Below are 21,229 nucleotides of genomic sequence, written 5' to 3' on the forward strand. Positions count from 1 at the left end.
TCGTGTATGAAACGGTCGGTCGCGGTTATTGTTATATGGCTTGCCGCCACGAATGCGGCCTTCTCCGATTCCGCGCTTATCACCTGGGAATGGTATAACGCCGCCGAGATGCATCAGGGACGCAAGGCGGCGGGTCCGGCCGACCAGAGGCTTGCTGCCCACTATTTCCGGCTTGCCGCAGACAAGGGCAATATAGCCGCCGCCTACAAGCTCGGTGAGATCTTCGAAAACGGCCAAGGCCTCGCTCCCGACCCGATACAGGCATTTCAGTGGTACATGAAGGCGGCGGCCAGGAACGACAAGCATGGCCAGCTCAAGGTCGGCTGGTGTTACCAGAAGGGCATCGCTGTCGCAGCCGATCCCGCAATCGCCGCCATCTGGTATCGCGTCGCGGCCGAAAACGACAATATCTGGGGCTATCACATGCTGGCCTTCATGCTTGCCGATGGCGAGGGCATCAAGAAGGATGTCGCGCTTGCGCGCCGCTATTTTGAGCGCAGCCTGCCGAAGACAAATGATCACTGGGCTAAATGGAAGCTGGCGCAGCTAATCGAAGCGGAAGATCCGAAGAGAGCCAAATTGTTGCTGAAAGAGGCCGCAGAGGCGGGGAACGCCCAAGCCGCTGAGGAGCTCAAACGGATTGATCTCAAGCCTTAGAACGCAATACGAGAAGCTTGGCTTACTCGGTGTCGGCCCGGCGCAGCTTGTCGAGGGTCGGCAGCGAGGTGATGCTGTAGCCGGCATCCACGTAATGCACTTCGCCGGTCACGCCGCGCGAAAGGTCGGAGAGGAGATAAAGCGCAGAGCCGCCGATATCCTCGATCGTAGCGGTACGGCGTAAGGGGGCGTTTTCCCGGTTACAGCAATAGATCGCACGGGCATCCGAAATACCCGCTCCGGCAAGCGTGCGCACGGGGCCGGCGGAGATCGTGTTGACGCGGATGTCACGCGGGCCGTAGTCGGCCGCCAGATAGCGCACCGAGGCCTCTAGAGCAGCCTTGGCGACGCCCATGACGTTATAATTGGGAATGACGCGTTGCGAGCCGTTATAGGTCAGCGTCAGCAGCGAGCCGCCGTTAGGCATCAGCTCGACCGCCCGCTTGACAATCTCGGTGAAGGAAAAGCAGGAAATCACCATTGTGCGGGAAAAGTTTTCGCGCGTGGTGTCGGCATAAAGGCCCTTCAGCTCGTTCTTGTCGGAAAAGCCGATCGCATGAACGAGGAAATCGAAGGAGCCCCAGCGCTCTCTGATCGCCGCGAAGGTCGCGTCGACCGAGTGCAAGTCTTCAACGTCGCAGGGGATGACGAAATCGGAGCCGATTTCCGTCGCAAGCGGCCTTACCCGCTTGCCCAAGGCCTCACCCTGATAGGTGAAGGCCAGTTCCGCGCCCTGGGCAGACAAGGCTTTTGCAATGCCCCAGGCGATCGAATGGTTGTTCGCGACCCCCATGATGAGGCCGCGCTTCCCCTGCATGATACCCGTCATGGGTTTATCCGTTGTAGCGCTGGAATACGAGCGTTGCGTTGGTGCCGCCGAAACCGAAAGAGTTCGACAGAACCGTATCGATCTTGGCATTGTCGATGCGCTTGCGCACGATCGGCACGCCGTCGAATTCCGGGTCGAGGTTCTGGATATGCGCGCTTTCGCCGATGAAGCTGGCCTGCATCATCAGAAGGCCGTAAATCGATTCCTGCACCCCGGCAGCGCCCAGCGAGTGGCCGGTCAGCGACTTGGTCGACTGGATATGCGGGATCTTGGTCCCGAAGACTTCGCGGATCGCGCCGATTTCCTTCGAATCGCCCACCGGCGTCGAGGTGCCATGGGTGTTGATGTAGTCGACTTCGCCCTTCACGGTGGAAAGTGCCTGGCGCATGCAGCGGATCGCGCCTTCGCCCGACGGAGCGACCATGTCGTAGCCGTCCGACGTTGCGCCGTAACCGGTGATTTCGGCATAGATCTTGGCGCCACGAGCCTTGGCATGCTCCAGCTCTTCGAGAACCAGAACGCCTGCGCCGCCGGCGATGACGAAGCCGTCGCGATCGGCGTCATAGGCGCGCGAGGCATTGGCTGCGTTATCGTTATACTTCGAAGACATGGCGCCCATCGCGTCGAACAGGTTCGACATGGTCCAGTCGAGATCCTCGTGGCCGCCGGCGAACATGATGTCCTGCTTGCCCCACTGGATCATTTCAGCAGCATTGCCGATGCAATGTGCCGAGGTCGAGCAGGCCGACGAGATCGAGTAGTTGACGCCGTGGATCTTGAACCACGTGGCAAGCGTGGCGGATGCCGTGGAGGACATCGCCTTCGGCACGGCGAACGGGCCGATACGCTTCGGGCTGTTGTTCTTGAGCGTGATGTCGGCGGCTTCGATCAGCGTGCGGGTAGAAGGACCGCCCGAACCCATGATGATGCCGGCACGCTCGTTTTCGGCATAATCTTTTTCTTCCAGGCCGCTGTCTGCCAGCGCCTGCTTCATCGCGACATGGTTCCAGGCGCCGCCTTGGCTAAGAAAGCGCATGGCGCGGCGATCGACGAGTTCCGTCGTGTCGATATTCGGCTTTCCCCAGACCTGGCACTTGAAGCCGTGCTCCGCGAAATCGGGAGAAAAGGAGATGCCGGATTTCGCAGCCCTCAAGGATTCGGTGACTTCGCCTGCGTCGTTACCGATCGAGGACACGATACCGAGGCCCGTGACAACTACCCGTCTCATTTGCTGTAACCCTTGTTGTTTCCGTCAGTTGGCCTTGAGTTTGCCTCAGGCCGTCTTGTCCTTGGACAGGCCGACGCGAAGGTCGGTTGCCTGATAGATAGTTTCTCCATCGGCCTTCAGCCAGCCGTCTGCGGTGCCGAGCACGAGCCGGCCCTTCATGACGCGTTTGAAGTCGATGCCGAATTCGAGAAGCTTGGTGGTCGGGCGGATCATGCCCTTGAATTTCACTTCGCCGGTCGAAAGTGCCATGCCGCGGCCTTCTTCGCCCAGCCAGCCGAGGAAGAAGCCGGTCAGCTGCCACATGCCGTCGAGGCCGAGGCAACCCGGCATGATTGGGTTGCCTTCGAAATGGCAGGGGAAGTACCAGTCGTCAGGCTTCACGTCGTATTCCGCGCGAATGTAGCCCTTGTCGAAAGCGCCGCCGGTCTCTGAAATATCGGTGATACGGTGGACCATCAGCATCGGCGGCAGCGGCAATTGCGCGTTACCCGGCCCGAAGAGCTCACCATGTGCGCAGGCGAGAATTTCTTCGTAATTGAAGCTGGATTGTCTGGTCGTCATCGAATTCCGCATCCCCTATGATCGCTAGGTCAGGCGGGCCAAGCCCTGTTTCAGGCACAGCCATGATTGAAGCGTTGAACATTCCGGGTCCGGGATATTGGGCCTTGGAACATCATTTTGTCACGTCCGCATATAGGAACCGGAGCGTGCAAACCAGAGGGACGGGCATAAAATCCGAATATTTGCGGCATTGCGTGCGCATCCGACGCGGGAAACTGTTGAAACTCAAGCCGCCAAAAGTTATATCCGAAACTTGAGAAGTATCGCGAGTTGCAGGAGCTCCAGATCAGAATGGCAGAAGCCATACCCGAAATCGAAGTGAAGTTGCGCCATCATGGCCTGCGGCCTACACGGCAGCGCGTCGCGCTGGGCGATCTTCTTTTTGCCAAGGGTGACCGCCACCTGACGGTCGAGGAACTGCACGAGGAAGCGATCATCGCAGGCGTGCCGGTCTCATTGGCAACCGTCTACAACACGCTTCACCAGTTTACCGAAGCTGGCCTGATCCGCGTTCTCGCCGTCGAAGGTGCCAAGACATATTTCGACACCAACACGTCGGACCACCACCATTTCTTCATCGAAGGCCGCAATGAGGTCATGGACCTTCCTGTGGGCAATCTGGAAATCGGCAACCTGCCGGAACCTCCGGAAGGCATGGAGATCGCCCATGTGGACGTGGTCATCCGCCTGCGTGAAAAGCGCTCCTGACGCTTGGGGGTATCCCGGCAAAACCGGGCACCGGTTTTGCTGAAATTGCATTGAGGCAGCTCTAGCGGCGTTTTTTCCTTTTGCTTGACTTCAGAGCCTCTTCGGGAGGCCGGCCTGGACGCGACATGTAGCGCGGCAGGGTCCAGCCGTAGTGGAGCGCGCCGCCGCGGAGCGCAAAGGAAATCACCACACCGCAGCCGGCGCTGACGAAAAGCGGCTGGCCCATGGCGTGTACGGCTGTAAAGGTTGCAGCGCCAGCTAGCGCGGATGTGATGTAGATTTCCGGACGCAACAGTACCGAGGGCTCGTTTGCCAGCACATCGCGCAACACGCCGCCCAGGGTCGCGGTCATCACGCCGGTGACGATCGCAATCGTTGGCGATCCGGTTGCGGCCATGCCCTTGGCGGCGCCGAGCACGCAGTAGGCGGCAAGGCCGATCGCGTCCAGCCACAAAAGCAGCTTGTAACGCGATTCCACGTAATAGGCGGTGAAATAGACGAAGGCGCCGGTGGCGACGCAGATGAGAATGTAGATCGGATCGATGACCCAGAACACCGGGCGACCGAGGATCAGATCACGCACGGTTCCTCCGCCCGATCCGGTCACCGCGGCAAAGAAAAGGAAGCCGATGAGATCGAGTTCCTTGCGCGAGGCGGCAAGCGCGCCGGTTGCTGCAAAGACCGCAACGCCCATATAATCGAGTATCATCAGCAGCGGCATGTCATTCTCCAGCGTCGCGCAAGTGCTCGGGGCTAATGGTTGAGGACAATAATTCGTGTCCTGCATATACGTAATTCGTGCTGCAGCGTCATAAACAGATCAATTTGCCTGTGGTGAACGCCGTGAAGAAGCATTTTGTCGCGATAATCCAAGCCATTGCCCTTCTGGTGATGATGCCCGTGATGGCATCGGCCCAGCAACAGCTGCTGCAAGATCCGGAAATGTTCGAAAAGGGCTTCTTCAGGAAAAGCTGCAAGACGGTCGATTTCGGGCCGAATTTCGTCAAGCGCTTCGATATTAACAACGACAATATTACCGATGTCGTCATCGATCACAGCGACCTGACCTGTGACGGCGTTCGCGGACCAAGATGCAATCAGGATGGCTGCCCGCAGAATTTCTATGTCCAGGCCAAGGAGGGCGGTTACATCATGATCGCCACCGCCCAGGTCTACGGTTACGATTTCGTCCAGTATTTTGGCAACATGGTCTTCATGTTCCAGATGCATCCACGCTTCTGCGAACGCACCGATGCGGTACCTTGCGAAATGCGTGTTCGCGTTCGCGGAACGAAATTCGTTACGATCTCCAAGAAATAGTTATCTCGGCAAGAACGAGCCGATCTGGTCCGTCAGATAATAGGCGGCAAGGCTCATCCACTCCCGCGCGGCAGTCGTGGTGATCTGGGCGTTGAGCGCCGGCTGGGTAAAGTCCAGGCCAAGTCCCACTACGCCGCTGGTGCGATAATCGACCGGCCAAGGCGTGATCGTGACACCGGCCTTGGCGAACAGCCCGACCGAGCGCGGCATGTGAAAGGCCGAGGTGATCAGCAGGCAGTTTTCCAACCCCTGAGCTTTCAAGAGTTCGGCTGTGTTGAGGCTGTTCTCGTAGGTCGTGCGCGACGTGTTTTCCTTGATAAGCCGCTCGGGAGAAATGCCGAAGGCCGAGAAGAAGCGTTCCGCCGTCTGCGCCTCGCCCTCGAAAGTGCCGCTGATCGACCCGTCGCCGCCCGAAATCAGGATCCGCGCCTCAGGATGGTTGCGGGCGAGCCGCAGGGCTTCGACGAAACGGTCGGCCGACTGGTTGAGCTCCATGCCACCGCGCGCCGTATTGATCTCGTTGTCGAAGGCGCCGCCGAGGATGATCATGCACGAGACTTTGACGGGATCGGCTACCGGTCTTTCAAACCGGGCTTCGAGAACCTGCAATGCCACCGTGCCCGTCGTCGTGAATAGCGTGACGAACAGCACAAGCGCCGCAAGACATGCCGAGAGGCCGGAAAGCCTTCGCCAGCCGACGAAGGCAAGTGCTGCCGCTAGCGTCGCTAGCAGGAAGGCGATGGAAAGCGGTTGGGCGAAAACCCAGAACAATTTGGAGAGAAGAAACATGAACGCTCGCGAATTCGATTCGCGGGCAGTTTACAGTGCGTCGCGGCGGCGGTGAACGATAGGCTGCTGGAAATGCAGGTGAAGCGGGCGTGGCAGCGCCCTTGTGGCAAGTGCGACGACGATGGTCAGCATGGCGACGATAGACAGAGCATCCTTGCCCATTGAATGGGTGATGAAGGCTCCGGTCACGGCGCCTGCCGCCATGCCGGTCCATGGCACGGTCTGGATCAGCCAGCCGCGCGGATTGCGATCGCCGATCATCCATCGCCCTATGCCACGGCCGAAGCGGGACAATGCCCCGGTAATGTAGGTCAGCCCGATCGGCAGGCCTTCGATCTGTTCAACGGTCGCGTTGATCAGACCCATGGACAGCACGACCAAATAGAATTGCACGCGCAGGTAATCCGCCGGCAGTACCGAGGCGCCTGCAAGCAGGATTGCCACGGTCGACAGCACCACGAAGGCGCGCCGCGCCGAGACACGGTGGGCAAGCACGATGCCGAGCGCATTGCCAAGAATGAAGACCCATATCGCGCCGAACAGGGTCAGTGCGTGAGTGTAATCGCCATCGGCAACGGATATTGCCGCGCGCGTTGTGTTGCCGCTCATGAAGGAGACGAAATCGCCGGAGAGGATGAGGCCGATCGCATCTGTCATGCCGGCAATGAAGGAAACCGCAGCCACAAGCGCCAAACCGGTTGTGGTCCGCCGTTTGCGGATGATGTGTCGACGTCTCTGGCGTGTCATCTGACGAGCGTGGTTGGGGTGTATTTCCGGGCAATCTGCCGCAAAACGGCTTCACGGCATTGATCCATGACAATAGCGGCAGAAAGGGTCGCAGTCCTGCCCAAACTAACTGTCCGACAGCCAGTCCCGGATGCCGCGTGCGGCCGCCCGCCCGGTGGCAAGGCAGGCTGTCAGAAGATATCCGCCGGTCGGCGCTTCCCAGTCGATCATTTCACCGGTTGCGAACAATCCGGGGCGGGATTTCAGCATGTAGCGCTCGTCGATGTCGCTCCAGGCAATACCGCCAGCCGACGAGATTGCCTCGGCAATCGGGCGGGGGCGCAAAACCGGGATCGGCAATGCCTTGATTAACTCGGCGAGTTGTTCCGGCGCCAGGCGATTGGCATTCGCGGATAGTTCGCGCAGCAATGCGGCCTTCACGCCATCCAGCCCCGCCCCTTTGCGCAGCCGGTTGGAAAAGCTCGCCTTGGCATCCTGTCTGGCAAGATCGCGGGCGAGGCGATCCTGCGTTCGGCCCGGCATCAGATCGACGGTAAGCGTGGCCTTCCCGTCACGCAGAACCCGGTCGCGCAGTGCGGCCGAATGGGCATAGACGAGACTGCCCTCAATCCCGTGTTTCGAGATGACGAATTCGCCCGGATTGGTGCCGGCATCAGATGTGGTGGAGACAGATTTAAGCGGTGCCCCGGCGAAGCGCTTGACGAAGATTTCGCTCCAGCCGACATCGAAGCCGCAATTGGCCGGCTGCAGTTCGCGAACGGCTATGCCCTGATCCTTCAGCCACGGCACCCAGGCGGCGTCTGGGCCAAGCCGCGGCCAGCTCGCGCCACCGAGGGCCAGAAGCGTGGCGTCGGGCCGGATGGTGACTTCGCCATCCGGTGTCGCGAAGCGATATCCGTCTGCATCAAAGCCGGTCCAACGGTGCCGGGTCTTGAGTGTGACACCCTGTGTTTCCAGCCGCTTCAGCCATGCGCGCAGCAGCGGAGAGGCTTTCATCACCGTCGGGAAAACCCGGCCGGATGTGCCGACGAATGTTTCCGTGCCGAGCTCCGCCGCCCATCGGCGCACATCATCCGGCGTAAACGCATCGAGCGCCGGGCGCAGGCGAGGCGAGGCTTGGCCGAAACGTTCGGCAAAACGAGCAAAATCCTCCGAATGGGTGATGTTCAGCCCGGACTTGCCGGCCAGCAGGAATTTGCGCGCGAAGGTCGGCATCGCGTCGTAGACAGTCACGGCAAGACCAGCCGCGGAAAGCTGTTCCGCCGCCGCAAGCCCGGCCGGGCCGCCGCCGATGATTGCGATTGTCTTGGTCATGGGCTCAGTCAGTCAGAGGCTTTGCTGTGGTGCTGCGGGAAGTGGCCCGCGGCTGCGTCTAAATTCGACGAAGATGTGCCCGAAGAGCGCGACAAGCACAATGGGGCCGCCGATCAGAGTGGCCTGTGGTGGTATTTCGGCCATGAACATCCACACCCAAAGCGGCGTGAGGGGCACTTCCAGCGCAATGATGAGGCTGGCATCCGCCGCCGGAATGCGGCGTGCACCAAACGTGTAGAGAATGAGGCCAAGCGCGTTCTGCATGATGCCGAACAGGAAGATCAGCGTCATATCCTGCCCGGTGGCGGTGCCGGGGCTGGCGAACCAGAAGGTGACGGCTGAGCAGAGATAGGCGGAAAACGCCATGGCCGGCAGCATCGGCACATCACGGTGCTGGCGCATGATGACGGCAAGTGCTGCGACCGTGAGCGTCATGATGCCCGCCAGTCCCTTGCCGAGCATAGATCCGCCACCGCCGGCATCCGTCAGCATGACGGCGACGCCGGCGAAGGCGAGAGTACTGGCGATCAGCGTCGAGCGGCTGGCCTTTTCGCCGATCACCAGGAAGGCGACGCCGGCGGTGACGAAGGGCACGGTCGCATAGATGACCATCGCATCGGCAACCGAGGTGTAGTAGATGGAGCCGAGGCCGGAAATCATGCTGCCGGCGGAAAACAGGGTGGCGAGGATCGTCGGCCAGCGAATTGCCTTCAGGATCGGCCAGGCGCGGTCCCGTTCCAGATAGAAGAAGAACAGCAGCGTCGCCGTGCCCGAGACCAGCCCGCGCAGAAATATGATCGTCGGAAGATCCGTCTCGATCGCCCGCATGAACAGGCCCGACAACGACCAGGCCAGCGCCGACAGGCCGACATAGATCACGCCGAGGCGATACTGGCGGTCTTCGCTGGACATGATTGTGGCCCCGGCAGGAATGAAAGAGACCGGGACGTTAATCCCGGCTTCCAATCATCACAAGCGCCGCTTGCGCACTCCCATGCCGCAAACGCACCATACCGGACCGGCGTGTAGAGGTTCTCACGTCAGCAGTGCTTCCGTCAGCGGGTGATGCGGGTCGGCAAGTCCGTCGAGAATGTTGAAATGATGCCGGTCCGGCTCCTCAACGCAATCCGTCTCGGCTCCCAGCCCCTTCCAGATATTGGCGAGAAGTGCGTTCTGACGCAGGAATTCCGAGCGCTCCGCAGCGCCGACCCAGCAGGTGACGCGGGTGCGGGGGAGCGGTTCGAGCAGCGCGGGACTTTCGAGATAGGCTTCCTCGATATCGATCTGCTGCATTTCGTTCATCTGCGTGTTGATGATCGGGCGCAGGTCATGGACGCCGGAGATCGATACGACATTGACGATCCGTTTGCGGATATCCTCCGGCAGGGGAGATGAGGCGCTGACCATGCGGGTGACGAGATGCCCGCCGGCGGAATGCCCCGCCAACCGGATAGGGCCGGACACGATATTTGCTGCGGCTTCGATTGCCTTTCCGATCTCCAGTGTGATCTGAGAAATGCGGTTTTCCGGGGCGAGCGTATAGGTCGGCACCGCCACGGCATAACCGGTTTCCACCGCGCCATGGGCCAGATGCGAGAAATAGCTGTTGTCGAGCCTGATCCAGAAGCCGCCATGGATGAAGACGACGAGGCCGATCGGATCACCGGCCGGCACGAACAGATCGAAACGGTTGCGCGGCTTGTCGCCGTAGCTCAGGTTGAGCTTCGACTGTCCGGTTTCCCTCATGCGCTCGCGATAAGTCTTCGCCGGTTCCGCCCATGCATCCGGCCAGCGATCGCCCTGCGGAATGTTGATGCCGTTGGCATAGGCGTCGTCCCAGTCGATGATCTTGTGGCGCATGCGGCTCTCCTGACCTGCTTCTTTCTCTCAAGACATACCGCATCGGTGGCCTCTGACCAGCCCTTTCATCGGAAAGAATGACGCGAAAACAGGTGCTTCCGAAAAATATTACAAACTTAAAATTTCTCTCTTGCCAGTCCCGGAACTCGGTGCAATTCTGGACAAAAGGCAAAAAGCCACATCGATAAGAATAATGGGAACGTGATTATGCTGGGACCGTCAGGCCATCAGGATACCTATGCCCGCGACAACCTTCCGCCCATCGAAGAATGGCCGGAAATAAGGCTCGATGGCTTCCAATACCCCGAATGGATGAATGCCGGCGTCGAGCTAACCGACCGTATGGTCGAGCGCGGTTTCGGCGACCACACGGCGCTGATCGGCAATGGCCGGCAGCGCACCTACAAGGAACTGACCGACTGGACGAACCGCATTGCGCGAGCGCTGACCGAGGATTACGGGGTAAAGCCTGGTAACCGCATTTTGATCCGCTCGGCCAACAATCCGGCCATGGTCGCCTGCTGGCTGGCCGCGACCAAGGCCGGTGCCGTCGTCGTCAATACGATGCCGATGCTGCGCGCAGGCGAACTGGCCAAGATCATCGACAAGGCTGAAGTGACGCTGGCGCTGTGCGACACGCGACTGATGGACGAACTGGTCGCTGCCGCCAAGGAAAGCGATTTCCTAACGCAGGTCATCGGCTTCGACGGCACCGCCAATCACGATGCCGAACTGGACCGTGCGGCACTCAACAAGCAGGTGAAGTTCGAGGCGGTGAAAACCGGCCGCGACGACGTGGCGCTGCTCGGCTTTACCTCCGGCTCCACCGGCGTGCCCAAGGCAACGATGCATTTCCATCGCGATATCCTGATCATCGCCGATGCCTATGCGCGGGAAGTCTTGAACGTTCGCCCGGACGATGTTTTCGTCGGCTCGCCGCCACTCGCCTTCACCTTCGGGCTTGGCGGCCTGGCCGTCTTCCCGCTGCGTTTCGGCGCAAGTGCTGCGCTTCTCGAAAACGCATCGCCGCCGAAACTCATCGAGATCATCGAGACGCATAAGGCGACCATCTGTTTCACCGCGCCGACTGCCTATCGCGCCATGCTTTCGGCAATGGATAGCGGCGCGGATTTGTCGTCGCTCCGGATCGCGGTCTCCGCCGGCGAAACCTTGCCGGGGCCGGTTTTCGACGAGTGGATGCGCAAGACCGGCACGCCGATCCTCGACGGCATCGGCGGCACAGAAATGCTGCACATCTTCATCTCCAACCGGCTGAACGACTTTCGAGCGTCCAGCACCGGCAAGCCGCTGATGGGTTATCAGGCGATGGTGGTGGATGACGATCTGAACGAGGTGCCGCGCGGCACACCCGGCCATCTCGTCGTGCGCGGCCCGATCGGCTGCCGCTATCTCGCCGACGACCGCCAGAAAAACTTCGTCCGTGGCGGCTGGAACGTCACCGGCGATACGTTCGTAGAGGACGTGGACGGTTATTTTCATTTCGCCGCCCGTTCCGACGACATGATCGTCTCTGGCGGCTACAACATTGCCGGTCCCGAAGTGGAGGCGGCACTGTTGAAGCACGAGGCGGTGCAGGAGTGTGCGGTGATCGGCGTGCCGGACGAGGATCGCGGCATGATCGTCGAGGCGCATGTGGTGCTCGTAGCCGGTTCCGATCCATGCGACGCTATGGCGAAGCTTCTGCAGGAACATGTGAAGGCGGTGATCGCGCCTTACAAATATCCGCGCTCGGTCATCTTCACCGACACGCTTCCGAAGACCGAATCCGGCAAGATCCAGCGCTTCCGTCTGAAGCAGGCTCTTTCGGCGTAAATTACGCTCCCACCGGCGAAATCATCTTGCCGGAGGTGGACGTTTTTTTGTGAATGTGGAAGGTAACGGTTCCGTCGTGGCGATAGGCAAATATGCACGTCACGCGGGACAGGGGAACGACAAAAAAGGGGAGTACCGCAATGAAGAAAATGCTGGCAGCCGCCACGATGGCGCTCAGCCTCGGTGCATCGGGTCTGGCGATGGCCGAGCCGCTCAAGATCGGCATGATCACCACGCTTTCGGGTGGCGGTGCAGGTCTCGGCGTCGATACCCGCGACGGCTTCATGCTGGCGATCAAGCAGTCCGGCAACAAGGACATCACCGTCGTCACGGAGGACGACGCGCAGAAGCCCGAGCTTGCCGTACAGATCGCCGATAAGATGATCCAGAGCGACCAGGTCGACGTGCTGACCGGCATCGTCTGGTCGAACCTTCTGATGGCGGTCGTGCCGGGCGCGGTGGCGCAAGGCAAGTTCTACGTTTCGACCAATGCGGCGCCTGCGGCACTAGCCGGCCAGGGCTGCAACAAGCTCTATTTCAACGCCGCCTACCAGAACGACAATCTTCATGAGGCAATGGGCGAATACGCCGCCAAAACCTACAAGAAGATGTTCATCCTCGCTCCGAACTATCCGGCCGGCAAGGATTCGCTCACCGGCTTCAAGCGTTATTACAAGGGCGAGCTTGCTGGCGAAGTCTATACAAAGGTCGGCCAGACGGATTATGCAGCCGAAATCGCCCAGATGCGCGCATCCGGTGCCGACGGCATCTTCGTCTTTCTGCCGGGCGGCATGGGCATTTCCTTCATGAAGCAGTTCGCCCAGTCGGGGGTGAAAATCCCGGTCATGGGTCCGGGCTTCTCCTTCAGCCAGGACGTTCTGCCCGCGATTGGTGATGCGGCGCTCGGCGCCAAGGCATCGGGCCAGTGGGCGCCTGACTTCGACACGGATGTCAGCAAGAAATTCCTTGCCGATTTCCAGAAGGAATATAACCGCCTTCCGTCCATCTACGCCGTGCAGGCCTATGACGCGGCACAGCTGATCCTGTCGGCTGCCGGAAAGGCCAGCGTCAAGGATGCCGATGCATTCCGCAACGAACTCCTGAAGGCCGACATCAAGTCGCCGCGTGGAAACTTCAAGTTCAACACCAACCAGCATCCGATCCAGGACATCTACCTGACGGAAGTGGTGAAGAAGGACGGCATTCTGACCAACAAGACGGTCGAAAAGATCTTCACCGATCACGGTGATGCCTATGCCAAAGACTGCAAGATCTAAGGATCTGATGTGACACTTGCACTTGCTCTCGAGCAGTTGCTGAACGGCATCCAGCTCGGCGTCATGTTGTTTCTCATGGCTGCCGGGCTGACGCTGATCTTCGGCGTCATGGGCCTCATCAACCTTGCTCACGGTTCTCTCTACATGGTCGGCGCTTTCGCCTGCGCCGCTGTCGCTGCCTGGACCGGTTCGTTCTGGCTCGGCCTGATTGCCAGCCTCGCCTGCGCGGCCGCGGCCGGCGCCATCGTCGAGCTTGCCGTCATTCGCAGGCTTTATGATCGCGACCATCTCGATCAGGTTCTGGCGACCTTTGCGTTGATCCTGATCTTTTCCGAAGGCACCCGCTGGCTGTTCGGTGATTTCCCGCTCTATCTCGATATTCCGGCCCTTCTGCAGGGCGTCGTCACTCTTCCGGGAGACGCGAGCTATCCGGTCTACCGTCTGGCGATCATCGCCGTCGGCGCCCTGATCGCGCTCGGCCTTTATCTGCTGATCGGAAAAACCCGTCTCGGCATGCGCATTCGCGCCGGCGAAAGCGACCGTGAGATGATCGGCGCGCTCGGCGTCGATATCCGCACACTCTACACGCTGGTTTTCGCGCTCGGTTCGGCGCTCGCAGGCCTTGCCGGTGCGCTGGTCGGCGCGCTGCAATCGGTGCAGGTCGGCATGGGTGAGCCGGTGCTGATCCTCGCCTTCGTCGTCATCGTCATCGGCGGCATCGGCTCGATCAAGGGAGCGCTTTACGGCGCGCTACTGGTCGGCGTGACCGATACGCTTGGGCGTTTCCTTCTGCCGCAGCTTCTAGCCTTGTTCGTCGATCCATCCCAGGCGGGCATGATCGGCGGGGCCATGGCCTCGATGCTGATCTATGTCGTCATGGCCGTCATCCTGGCCGTCAAGCCGCGCGGGCTTTTCCCGCCGGCGCATGCGTGAGGGCAAAAATGCTGACACGCGAAAATACCGTCAATCTCGTGCTTGCCCTTCTGCTGCTGGTCGCTCCATTGGCGGCCAGTGCATTCGGCCAGCCTTTTTACGTGACGCTCGCCACCCGTATCGCCATTCTGGCGCTGGCAGCGCTGGGGCTTAATCTGGCACTCGGTCTCGGTGGCCTCGTCTCCTTCGGACACGCCGCCTTTTTCGGCATCGGCGGTTATGCGGCGGGCATCCTGTCCAGTCATGCGCTCTCCTACGAGCCGATGATGTTTGGCCTCCCCGGCACGGTGCAGATGCCGGTCATCTGGATTGTCGCGGTGATTGCGGCCGGTCTCGTGGCGCTGGCGATCGGGGCGATCAGCCTGCGAACTTCAGGCGTCTACTTCATCATGATCACGCTCGCCTTTGCCCAGATGGTCTATTATTTCGCCATCTCCTGGCCGGCCTATGGTGGCGAGGACGGGTTGTCGATTCTGGTGCGCAACCAGTTTCCCGGCGCAAATACGATGAAGCCGCTGAGCTTCTTCCTCGTCTGTTATGTCGTGCTGCTCGTCGGCATTGCACTGTTCGCCCTGATCCGCGCCTCGCGTTTCGGCACGGCCCTGCAGGCGGCAAGGCAGAACGAGACACGTGTCGCGACCGTCGGTATTCATCCCTATCGTATCCGGCTGACCGGCTTCGTCATCTCGGCGATGATAACTGCTCTTGCCGGTGCGCTCTATGCCGATCTCAACCGCTTCGTCAGCCCCTCCATGCTCTCCTGGCACATGTCGGGCGAACTGATCGTGCTGATCATTCTTGGCGGCACCGGGCGGCTGTTCGGGCCAGTTGCAGGCGCTGCCCTTTATGTCGCCTTCGAATTCGCGCTCGGAGGTCTGACGGAACGCTGGCAGTTCTTCCTCGGCCTTATCCTTCTCGGTGTCGTGCTGTTTGCGCGAGGCGGCCTGCTTGGTCTTCTGGCCGGAAAGGCGAAACATGGTTGAGCCGGTTCTCCAGATAGAAAATCTCGTCAAGGCATTCGGTGCCTTGCGCGCCACAGACGGTGTTTCGATCGATCTTCGACCGGGCGAAATCCACGCGCTGATCGGCCCGAACGGGGCCGGCAAGTCGACGCTGATCCACCAGATCTGCGGTACGGTGAGGCCGGATAGCGGCACGATCCGTTTTGCCGGCGAGGATATCGGCGCGCTGAGCACGGCTGAGCGGGCGCAGAGAGGGCTCGGCCGAACCTTTCAGGTTTCGTCTCTGGCCCCGGAATTTTCGGCGCTCAGGAATGTCATGCTCGCCGTACAGGCGAAGCAGGGTTCGAGCTTCGGTTTCTTCAGGCCGGTGATGCGGGATCGCTCGCTTGTCGACCCGGCCATGGCGATCCTCGAACGGGTAGGGCTCGCCGACCGCGCGCGCCTTCCGGCCGCCGAACTTTCCCATGGCGAACGCCGCCAGCTGGAAATCGCCATGGCGCTTGCGCTGCAATCCAAGGCCTTTCTGCTCGACGAGCCGATGGCCGGCATGGGGCCGGAAGGATCGAAGAGGCTGACCGGCTTTCTCGATGCGCTGCGCCGGGAAGCACCGATCCTGCTGGTTGAACACGATATGGATGCGGTCTTCGCACTCGCGGACCGGATTTCGGTTCTCGTCTACGGCAAGGTCATCGCCACAGGCACGGTGGATGAAATCCGCAGCAACCCGACGGTGCGCACCGCCTATCTGGGAGATCATGCCTGATGCTTCTGGATGTACAGGATATCACCACCTATTACGGCGCAAGCCAGGCACTTTTCGGCGTCGCATTCCGTATCGATGAAGGCGAGGTCGTGGCGCTGATGGGCCGCAACGGCATGGGCAAGTCGACGACGATCAAATCGATCTGCAATCTGATGCCGCCGAAGACCGGCCGGATCTTCTTCGACGGCAAGGGCACCGAGCGGCTGGCGCCCTATAAGGTGGCGCGGCTTGGTGTAGGGCTTGTACCGGAAGGGCGGCGCTGCTTTCCCAATCTTTCCGTCCATGAAAACCTCGTCGCGGCGGCGAGACCGGGCGAGTGGACGCTCGCAAAGGTCAATGCGCTTTTCCCGCGGCTGGAAGAGCGGCATGCGCAGATGTCGAAATCGCTCTCGGGCGGAGAACAGCAGATGCTGGCGATCGGCCGTGCGCTGATGACCAATCCGCGTCTGCTGATCCTTGACGAGGCGACGGAGGGGCTTGCCCCGGTTATCCGGCAGGATATCTGGCGGGCGATCAGGCAGCTGAAGGCGGAAGGCCTGTCCATTCTCGTGGTGGACAAGACGCTTTCCGAGCTTTTGCCGGTTGCGGACCGTTGCGTCATCCTCGAAAACGGGCGAAGCGTCTGGCAGGGATCGAGCGGCGAAGTGTCAGCCGAGGTCCAGGATCGCTATCTCGGAGTATGACAATGGAAGCGGCAAGCGCGGATCTCGAGCTTATCGTTCACGACGCCCACGGCAACAACAAGCCGGAGACGCGGCTGTGGCTGCGCATGCTCTCGACCACCAAGCTGATCACCAACGAGATCCGTCGCCGTCTGCGCGCCGAATTCGGCGCGACGCTGCCGCAGTTCGACCTTCTGGCGCAACTCTATCGCGAGCGGGAAGGCCTGCGGCTCGGCGAGCTGTCGAAGCGCACCATGGTGACCAATGGCAATGTCACGGGTCTGGTCGAGCGACTGGAGGCAGATGGTTATGTCGAGCGCGTCACGCCGCATGCCGACCGCCGTGTGACCGTCGCAAGGCTGACGCCATCGGGCATCGATTTCTTCACCGGCATGGCCGCAGCGCATGAACGCTGGTTGAAGGACATCATGGCCGATGTCGAGCCGGACATGGTCGCTTCGCTGTGGAGCGAGATCGGCGCGGTCAAGGCATCCGCCAGCAATCACCTTTCCGGCAGCGCCGACGAATAGGGGCTTTTCATCGGCCCCGAAAACACTCTAGGTGTTTCAAAAACATTGTTCCCGGAGCCGCAATGAAAGACGACCTGCAGGCGATCGTTGAAGACATCCATTCGAGCCTGCAGAAGCGGCTCGGTGAAGGCAAGGTGGCCGACTATATCCCCCAGCTTGCCCATGTCGACCCGAAGAAATTCGGCATCGCGGTCGTCACCGTGGATGGCAAGGTGCATAGCGCCGGCGATTGCAACGAGGCCTTCTCGATCCAGAGCGTGTCGAAGGTGTTCACGCTGACGCTGGCACTCGGCAAGCACGGCGAAACGACCTGGAACCGCGTTGGCCGCGAACCGTCGGGTTCGGCCTTCAACTCCATCGTCCAGCTGGAACAGGAGGAAGGCAAGCCGCGCAATCCTTTCATCAATGCCGGCGCGATTGCCGTCAGCGATCTCGTGCTTGCCGGGCACACGCCGCGCGAGGCGATCGGCGAAATCCTGCGTTTCGTCCGTTATCTGGCGGATGACGAGGAGATCGCGATCGACCCCGCTGTGGCGAAATCGGAAGAGGCGACCGGTTACCGCAATTTTGCGCTGGCCAATTTCATGCGCTCCTTCGGTAAGCTCAGCCACCCGGTGGAACATGTGCTCGGCGTCTATTTTCATCATTGCGCCATCGCCATGACCTGTACCCAGCTTGCGCGTGCCGGACTGTTTCTGGCGGCAAACGGCCGCAATCCGACGACCGGCCACACGGTCGTCTCAAGGCAGCGGGCAAGGCGCATCAACGCGCTGATGCTCACCTGCGGTCATTATGACGGGTCGGGCGAATTCGCCTATCGCGTCGGCCTGCCGGGAAAAAGCGGCGTCGGCGGCGGCATCATGGCGGTCGCGCCGGGCCGCGCCTCGATCGCGGTCTGGTCGCCGGGGCTCAATCACAACGGTAATTCGCTAGTCGGGTCTCTGGCGCTGGAAATGCTGGCGGATCGGACCGGCTGGTCGGTGTTCGGGCACTGATACACCGAACGCCGTCATCCTCGGCCTTGTGCCGAGGATCTAACCACGCTTCCAAAACTGATAGGTCTGCAGATCCTCGGGACAAGCCCGAGGATGACGGCATCCTGAACGGCATACATAAAAAAGCCCGGCACCTCTTTCTCGACGTACCGGGCTTTTTCGTCCTGGGAGGACTTGTCAGTCTTCGCTGGCCGCCATCTGGGTCAGCACGTCGCCGCGGCCACGCATGCGCAGCACCAGCGGCAGGATCAGTGCGGTTGCAGCAAGCAGCAGCAGCACGGCGGCGATCGGCGAGGTGAACAGCACGGTGAAGTCACCCTGGCTGATCGACAGCGCACGGCGCAGCTGCTGCTCCGCCAGCGGCCCGAGGATCAGGCCGACGATGACCGGCGCGATCGGATAATCGAAGACGCGCATGACGTAAGCGATCAGGCCGAAGAGAAGCAGCATGCCGAGTTCGAACACCGATGGGTTGGCGCCGATCGTGCCGAGCGTCGCAAACACCAGAATGCCCGCATAAAGCCAGGGCTTCGGGATGGTCAGCAGCTTCACCCACATTCCAACCAGCGGCAGGTTCAGAACCAGAAGCATCAGGTTGGCGATCAAAAGCGAAGCGATCAGGCCCCAGACGAGCTGCGGATTGGTCGCGAAAAGAAGCGGACCGGGCTGCAGGCCGTATTGCTGGAAGCCGGCAAGCATGATTGCAGCGGTCGCAGACGTCGGCAGGCCGAGTGTCAGAAGCGGCACGAGCGTACCGGCAGCTGACGCGTTGTTTGCAGCTTCCGGTCCGGCAACGCCTTCGATTGCGCCATTGCCGAATTCTTCCGGGTGCTTTGAAAGCTTCTTTTCCGTCGCGTAGGAGAGGAACGTGCCGATTTCAGCGCCGCCGGCCGGCATTGCGCCGATCGGGAAGCCGATCACGGTGCCGCGCAGCCAGGCTTTCCACGAGCGCGCCCAGTCCGATGCCGTCATCCAGACCGAACCCTTGATCGCTTCCACCTTGTCGGGCGCCTGCGCGCCCTGGGCTGCGATGAACAAGGTTTCGCCGATCGCGAACATCGCAACAGCCATAGTCGTGACTTCGATCCCGTCGAGCAGGTCCGGCACGCCGAAGGACAGGCGGTTCTGGCCGGTCAGCTGGTCGATCCCGACGAGCGAGAGCGCCAGGCCGATGAATAGCGAGGTGAGGCCGCGCAACGTCGAATTGCCGAAGGCGGACGACACGGTAACGAAGGCGAGCACCATCAGCGCGAAATATTCGCGAGGTCCGAAGACCAGCGCCAGCTTGACGATGTAAGGCGCGATGAAGGCAAGCGCCAGCGTCGCGATCAGGCCGGCAACGAAGGAGCCGATGGCGGCTGTCGCCAGCGCCGGTCCGCCGCGGCCCGCACGGGCCATCTTGTTACCTTCGAGAGCGGTGACGATCGAGGCGCTTTCGCCGGGCGTGTTCAACAGGATCGAGGTCGTCGAGCCGCCATACATGCCGCCGTAATAGATGCCGGCAAACATGATCAGCGAGCCGGTGGCGTCGAGCTGGTAGGTGACGGGCAGAAGCAGCGCCACGGTGGTCGCAGGCCCGATGCCCGGCAACACTCCGACCATGGTGCCGAGCGTCACGCCGATCAGCGCATAAAGCAGGTTCATCGGCTCTGCGGCGGATGCCAGGCCCTGGAGGAGGAATTCGAATGTGCTCATGGATTTACTCCCCGACCCCGTTACTGGAGCAGGTTTTCAAGCGGGCCGGCGGGAAGCGAGAGCTGCAAGACGCCCGCGAAAAGCCACCAGATGCCAAGACAGATGACGATGCCGATCGGAATGCTGACATGCAGCTTGCGCGCGCCGAAACCGCGGGCGGCAAGGCCGAACAGAAGGCCGGTGGCGATGGAAAAGCCAGCGAAGCGGATCAGGATCATCTGGGCGAGAAGACCACCGACGACCCACAGAACCGGGCTGATTTCCTGACGCTCACGCTCGGGAAAATCGTGACGAAAGGCCGCAAACACGGTCCAGATGGCAAGGCCGATCAATCCGAAACCGATCCAGTAGGGAACCGAGGCCGGGCCGATGGGTGAATAGCCGGTCGTGGCAGTCAGCCGGGATACGTCGACGAAGATGACGACGGCAACGATGGCGAGAACGGCGGCGATGACAAGCGCCGCCCAATCAGGGCGGCGCTCGCTCGAGCTTTTGTTGGCGTCGAGGCTCATTTAACCAGTCCGATTTCTTTCAGGATCGTCTCCGTGGAGGCGATGTCCTTGGCAAGCTGTTCGTCGAAGGCAGCGCCCGACAGATAGGTATCCATCCAGCCCTTGGTCTTCAGGTTTTCCTGCCACTTGCCGGACTTGGCGAGCTTTTCGATATCGGTGGCGATCGCCTTCTTCTGCTCTTCCGTGATGCCTGGAGCAGCAGCGACCATGCGCCAGTTCTGGATAACCACATCGAGACCGCTTTCCTTCAGCGTCGGTGCATCGATGCCTGGAATCTTTTCGGCAGACGAGATTGCCAGCAGGCGCAGCGAGCCGGCCTTGATCTGGCTTTCGAACTCGCCATAGGATGAGATGCCGGCAGTTACCTGGCTGCCGAGGATGGCGGCCAGCGCTTCGCCGCCGCCGGAAAACGCGATGTAGTTGATCTTGGTCGGCTCGACACCGGCTGCCTTGGCAATCAGGCCCGCGGTGATGTGATCGGTACCGCCGGCAGAGCCGCCACCCCAGGAAACAGAACCCGGATCAGCCTTAAGCTTGGCAGCAAGATCGCCGACCGACTTGATGTCGGACGAGGTCGGAACGACGATCACTTCGTATTCGCCGGTCAGGCGCGCGATCGGGGTGACGTCCTTTAGCGTGACGGGCGACTTGTTGGTGAGGATCGCGCCGACCATGACGTAACCGCCGACGAGAAGCGCATTCGGGTTGCCCTTCTGCTGGCTGGCGAACTGGGCGATGCCGATCGTGCCGCCGGCGCCCGGAACGTTCATCACCTGGACGCGGTTGGAGATCTTCTCCTGCTGCAGCACGGTCTGCATCGTGCGCGCGGTCTGGTCCCAGCCGCCGCCCGGTGCTGCCGGCGCCATGATCGAATAATCGGCGGCAACCGCCGGAAGGGCGATTGCACTTGCGAGGAAGGAAGCGAGCAAGAAATGTTTCAAGGTATGTCCTCCGTTGTCGTCCCGCGAGACGAAGTGTTTTTACGCAACGGAAGGATGTTTTGAGCGCAGCGACATGTCGCCCGCCATTCTCCTCCCGTTATCGACGGCCCCAC

23 protein-coding genes are annotated in these 21,229 nt (G+C 60.9%); 11 read left to right on the forward strand and 12 right to left on the reverse strand.

Annotated features, from left to right (window positions below):
• The first annotated feature begins 6 nt into the window (after nucleotides 1-6).
• Nucleotides 7-657, forward strand: a complete 651-nt coding sequence (locus JZX87_RS06400) for a tetratricopeptide repeat protein (protein WP_206824675.1) — start codon at nucleotides 7-9, stop codon at nucleotides 655-657.
• Between the two features lie 22 nt (nucleotides 658-679).
• On the opposite strand, the gene fabI is transcribed toward JZX87_RS06400, so the two are convergent.
• The 3 genes from fabI to fabA are packed head-to-tail and all read right to left on the reverse strand — an operon-like array spanning nucleotide 680 to nucleotide 3,275.
• Nucleotides 680-1,486 carry an enoyl-ACP reductase FabI gene (fabI, locus tag JZX87_RS06405; RefSeq protein WP_206824677.1) on the reverse strand — a complete coding sequence of 269 codons (807 nt, stop codon included), beginning with the start codon at nucleotides 1,484-1,486 and terminating at the stop codon, nucleotides 680-682.
• A 4-nt stretch (nucleotides 1,487-1,490) separates the two neighbouring features.
• A complete protein-coding gene (gene fabB, locus JZX87_RS06410; RefSeq protein WP_206824679.1) occupies nucleotides 1,491-2,714 on the reverse strand; it encodes a beta-ketoacyl-ACP synthase I in 1,224 nt (407 codons plus the stop codon).
• A 45-nt stretch (nucleotides 2,715-2,759) separates the two neighbouring features.
• Nucleotides 2,760-3,275 (reverse strand): 3-hydroxyacyl-[acyl-carrier-protein] dehydratase FabA, encoded by a 516-nt coding sequence (fabA, locus tag JZX87_RS06415; RefSeq protein ID WP_148146260.1) that lies wholly within the window; start codon nucleotides 3,273-3,275, stop codon nucleotides 2,760-2,762.
• Between the two features lie 291 nt (nucleotides 3,276-3,566).
• Here fabA and irrA point away from each other — a divergent pair, with 291 nt between their 5' ends.
• The gene (irrA, locus tag JZX87_RS06420) at nucleotides 3,567-3,983 is read left to right on the forward strand and encodes an iron response transcriptional regulator IrrA (RefSeq protein ID WP_148146259.1); all 417 of its coding nucleotides are present in this window, start codon (nucleotides 3,567-3,569) and stop codon (nucleotides 3,981-3,983) included.
• A gap of 61 nt (nucleotides 3,984-4,044) precedes the next feature.
• On the opposite strand, the gene JZX87_RS06425 is transcribed toward irrA, so the two are convergent.
• A complete protein-coding gene (locus tag JZX87_RS06425; protein WP_148146258.1) occupies nucleotides 4,045-4,704 on the reverse strand; it encodes a trimeric intracellular cation channel family protein in 660 nt (219 codons plus the stop codon).
• A 170-nt stretch (nucleotides 4,705-4,874) separates the two neighbouring features.
• On the opposite strand from JZX87_RS06425, the gene JZX87_RS06430 reads away from it, so the two are divergent.
• On the forward strand, nucleotides 4,875-5,303 hold the full coding sequence (locus JZX87_RS06430) for a hypothetical protein (RefSeq protein ID WP_206825103.1): 429 nt from the start codon (nucleotides 4,875-4,877) through the stop codon (nucleotides 5,301-5,303).
• On the opposite strand, the gene JZX87_RS06435 is transcribed toward JZX87_RS06430, so the two are convergent.
• The 5 genes from JZX87_RS06435 to JZX87_RS06455 all read right to left on the reverse strand — a co-directional run bounded on the left by JZX87_RS06435 (nucleotide 5,304) and on the right by JZX87_RS06455 (nucleotide 10,013).
• Complete coding sequence (locus JZX87_RS06435; RefSeq protein WP_206824681.1) at nucleotides 5,304-6,092, reverse strand: YdcF family protein; 789 nt, start codon at nucleotides 6,090-6,092, stop codon at nucleotides 5,304-5,306. It abuts the gene before it with no gap.
• 30 nt (nucleotides 6,093-6,122) lie between these two features.
• The gene (locus tag JZX87_RS06440; RefSeq protein WP_183823967.1) at nucleotides 6,123-6,839 is read right to left on the reverse strand and encodes a YoaK family protein; all 717 of its coding nucleotides are present in this window, start codon (nucleotides 6,837-6,839) and stop codon (nucleotides 6,123-6,125) included.
• A 105-nt stretch (nucleotides 6,840-6,944) separates the two neighbouring features.
• The gene (locus JZX87_RS06445) at nucleotides 6,945-8,153 is read right to left on the reverse strand and encodes a TIGR03862 family flavoprotein (RefSeq protein ID WP_206824683.1); all 1,209 of its coding nucleotides are present in this window, start codon (nucleotides 8,151-8,153) and stop codon (nucleotides 6,945-6,947) included.
• Nucleotides 8,154-8,165: 12 nt separating this feature from the next.
• On the reverse strand, nucleotides 8,166-9,065 hold the full coding sequence (locus tag JZX87_RS06450) for a DMT family transporter (RefSeq protein WP_210349001.1): 900 nt from the start codon (nucleotides 9,063-9,065) through the stop codon (nucleotides 8,166-8,168).
• Nucleotides 9,066-9,188: 123 nt separating this feature from the next.
• Nucleotides 9,189-10,013: a hormone-sensitive lipase gene (locus JZX87_RS06455; RefSeq protein WP_206824685.1), complete on the reverse strand. Its 825-nt coding sequence runs from the start codon at nucleotides 10,011-10,013 to the stop codon at nucleotides 9,189-9,191.
• Between the two features lie 207 nt (nucleotides 10,014-10,220).
• On the opposite strand from JZX87_RS06455, the gene JZX87_RS06460 reads away from it, so the two are divergent.
• The 8 genes from JZX87_RS06460 (at nucleotide 10,221) to JZX87_RS06495 (ending at nucleotide 17,968) form a co-directional block, all read left to right on the forward strand.
• Entirely contained in the window at nucleotides 10,221-11,846 is a 1,626-nt protein-coding gene (locus JZX87_RS06460; protein WP_206824687.1) for an AMP-binding protein, read from the forward strand.
• A 140-nt stretch (nucleotides 11,847-11,986) separates the two neighbouring features.
• Nucleotides 11,987-13,123 (forward strand): ABC transporter substrate-binding protein, encoded by a 1,137-nt coding sequence (locus JZX87_RS06465; RefSeq protein WP_206824688.1) that lies wholly within the window; start codon nucleotides 11,987-11,989, stop codon nucleotides 13,121-13,123.
• A 9-nt stretch (nucleotides 13,124-13,132) separates the two neighbouring features.
• Complete coding sequence (locus JZX87_RS06470; RefSeq protein WP_206824690.1) at nucleotides 13,133-14,056, forward strand: branched-chain amino acid ABC transporter permease; 924 nt, start codon at nucleotides 13,133-13,135, stop codon at nucleotides 14,054-14,056.
• An 8-nt stretch (nucleotides 14,057-14,064) separates the two neighbouring features.
• Entirely contained in the window at nucleotides 14,065-15,039 is a 975-nt protein-coding gene (locus JZX87_RS06475; RefSeq protein WP_206824692.1) for a branched-chain amino acid ABC transporter permease, read from the forward strand.
• Nucleotides 15,032-15,781, forward strand: a complete 750-nt coding sequence (locus JZX87_RS06480; protein ID WP_206824694.1) for an ABC transporter ATP-binding protein — start codon at nucleotides 15,032-15,034, stop codon at nucleotides 15,779-15,781. The genes JZX87_RS06475 and JZX87_RS06480 overlap by 8 nt, the downstream gene beginning before the upstream one ends.
• Entirely contained in the window at nucleotides 15,778-16,464 is a 687-nt protein-coding gene (locus JZX87_RS06485) for an ABC transporter ATP-binding protein (protein WP_206825105.1), read from the forward strand. The genes JZX87_RS06480 and JZX87_RS06485 overlap by 4 nt, the downstream gene beginning before the upstream one ends.
• Nucleotides 16,461-16,973 (forward strand): MarR family winged helix-turn-helix transcriptional regulator, encoded by a 513-nt coding sequence (locus tag JZX87_RS06490; protein ID WP_206824695.1) that lies wholly within the window; start codon nucleotides 16,461-16,463, stop codon nucleotides 16,971-16,973. The genes JZX87_RS06485 and JZX87_RS06490 overlap by 4 nt, the downstream gene beginning before the upstream one ends.
• Nucleotides 16,974-17,035: 62 nt before the next feature.
• On the forward strand, nucleotides 17,036-17,968 hold the full coding sequence (locus tag JZX87_RS06495) for a glutaminase (RefSeq protein WP_206824696.1): 933 nt from the start codon (nucleotides 17,036-17,038) through the stop codon (nucleotides 17,966-17,968).
• Nucleotides 17,969-18,145: 177 nt separating this feature from the next.
• On the opposite strand, the gene JZX87_RS06500 is transcribed toward JZX87_RS06495, so the two are convergent.
• From JZX87_RS06500 to JZX87_RS06510, 3 genes are read right to left on the reverse strand one after another with little or no spacing between them, the layout of a single operon-like run.
• The gene (locus JZX87_RS06500; protein WP_148146245.1) at nucleotides 18,146-19,663 is read right to left on the reverse strand and encodes a tripartite tricarboxylate transporter permease; all 1,518 of its coding nucleotides are present in this window, start codon (nucleotides 19,661-19,663) and stop codon (nucleotides 18,146-18,148) included.
• 20 nt (nucleotides 19,664-19,683) lie between these two features.
• Nucleotides 19,684-20,175: a tripartite tricarboxylate transporter TctB family protein gene (locus tag JZX87_RS06505; protein ID WP_206824697.1), complete on the reverse strand. Its 492-nt coding sequence runs from the start codon at nucleotides 20,173-20,175 to the stop codon at nucleotides 19,684-19,686.
• Nucleotides 20,172-21,116, reverse strand: coding sequence for a Bug family tripartite tricarboxylate transporter substrate binding protein (locus JZX87_RS06510; RefSeq protein ID WP_206824700.1), 945 nt, complete (start codon nucleotides 21,114-21,116; stop codon nucleotides 20,172-20,174). The genes JZX87_RS06505 and JZX87_RS06510 overlap by 4 nt, the downstream gene beginning before the upstream one ends.
• Nucleotides 21,117-21,229: the final 113 nt, after the last annotated feature.

Origin of the sequence: Agrobacterium sp. Ap1 (assembly GCF_017313375.1) — a bacterium.
Lineage (GTDB): Bacteria > Pseudomonadota > Alphaproteobacteria > Rhizobiales > Rhizobiaceae > Neorhizobium > Neorhizobium cellulosilyticum.